This is a genomic window from Acidovorax sp. KNOB132, assembly GCF_057541515.1.
In genome coordinates this window covers 1-1,935 of the sequence record NZ_BAAJYT010000446.1, presented here as the reverse complement: position 1 = coordinate 1,935, position 1,935 = coordinate 1, and the positions used below count along the sequence as shown (strand labels likewise).

1 protein-coding gene is annotated in these 1,935 nt (G+C 74.1%); it reads left to right on the top strand.

The genetic code is table 11. The features are described 5' to 3' along the window. Window positions 1-16: 16 nt before the first annotated feature. A partial coding sequence (locus AC27IO_RS23565; protein WP_498741086.1) for a translocation/assembly module TamB domain-containing protein occupies window positions 17-1,935 on the top strand: 1,919 nt, incomplete at its 3' end.

Below are 1,935 nucleotides of genomic sequence, written 5' to 3'. Positions count from 1 at the left end.
GCCATCTGAAAGACCCATGGCAACGCGCGCTCCCCGCAACCCCTACGCCGCCGCGGCGCCCGTTCCGCACCCCGGCGCCCGGCGCGGCTGGCGCATCGCCGCCTGGACCCTCGCCGCGCTGCTGGCCCTGGTCGCCCTCGTCCTCGGTGCGGCCTGGTGGTGGGCCGGCGGCCAGGCCTCGCTGGCCACCACGCTGGACCGCGCGGCACGCTACCTTCCCGCCGACCAGCAACTCGAGACCCGCGACGTGACTGGTTCACTGCGCGCCGGCGGCCACATCGGCTGGCTGCGCTGGAGCAGCCCCACGCTGGCGGTGGAAGTCAACGATGCGCGCATTGCCTGGCAGCTGGCGCCCTTGCTGCAGCGCCAGCTCACGCTGGGCGAAGTGCATGCGGCCGAGGTCAAGATCATCCCGCAGGGCCCGCCCCGCACCGAACCCGACACGCTGCCACAGCCGCTGCAATCGCTGGAACTGCCGCTGCGCATCGACCTGCCGTTCCGCGTGGACACCATCACCTGGGCCGCGCCCAGCCCGGTCACCGCGCAGGGGCTGGCAGGCCACTACCGCTACGACGGCACCCACCACCGGCTGGCGCTGGACGGCGTGGCCTTCGCCCAGGGCCACTATTCCGGCCAGGCCACCGTGCAGGCCCAGGCGCCGATGGCGCTGGAGCTGAAGGCCGACGGCACCGTGCGCACGGCATCGCCGGGCGGCGGCGACGACATCGAAGCCAAGGCCCATGCCGAGGCCAAAGGCACGTTGGCCACCGCAGCCGCACGGCTGCAGATCACCGCCCAATTGCAGGCACAGGCCGCCGAGCCATTGACAGTGGCTTCGCCCGCAGCGGGAGCCTCCAGCCCCGGCCCTGCCCCGTCCGCCAAACCCGCAAAACCCAACAAGCCCGCAGCCCGCCCCGCGGCGCCCGCCGAACCGATGCGTGCCGACGTGCAGGCCGAGATCGCACCCTGGGCTGCGCAGCCGGTGCTGCAGGCGCGCGCCGACGTCGAATCCCTGGATCTGGCCGCCCTGTGGCCGCAAGCTCCCGTGACCTCGCTGAGCGGGCAGTTGCGCGTGGACCCGGCCGCTGCTGCCGTACCCGGTGCCACCGCCGCAGGCTGGGCCATCGGTGCCCAGTTGCGCAACGCCGTGCCGGGACCGTGGGACCAGCGCCGGCTGCCCCTGGAAAGCATCGATGCCCAGGCCGCCTTCGACGGCACGCAGTGGACCGTGCCCAACGCCACCGCGCGCATCGGCAACGGCAGCGTGGCGCTGCAGGGCCGCTTCACCCCCGCCACGCGCGCCATGGAAGGCCGTGCCGAAGTGCGTGGCCTGCGCCCCAGCGCCCTCTACAGCACCCTGGACTCCACCCCCGTCGCCGGGCAGGCGCAGGCCCGCAGCGAAGGCGGCGACGGCGAACCGCTGGTGCGCTTTTCCGCCGACCTGCGTGCCACCGGTGCCGCGGCACCCCGGCGCACCGGCGCGCCGGCAGCCTTGCGCGTCGAGCGCCTGGCCACCGAAGGCACCTGGCAAGGCAGCCGGCTGGCGCTCGCCCGCCTGCAGCTCGATGCCCTGCAGGCACAGGTGAATGCACGCCAGTTGCAGATCGGCACGGCCGACCTGTCGGTCAAAGGACAGTTGCAGGCCACCGTGCCGGGTGCCACGGCCCAGATGGATGGCCAGATCGCTCCCCGGGCGGGCAACGGCCAGTTGGAGCTGCGGGTGGCCGATGCGCAGCGCGTGCAGCGCTGGATCGAGTCCTTGCCCGGCCTGGCCACCGCCCTGCGCGGCGCATCCATGCAGGGCGACGCCCAGCTCACCACCCGCTGGAACGGCGGCTGGCAGACCCTGCAGCGCCAATTGCAGGCGGCGGGCCTGCTGGCCCCGGCCGCCGCAGGCACGGCCCGCACCGCTGCCGGCGAGCGGTTCGAATGGCA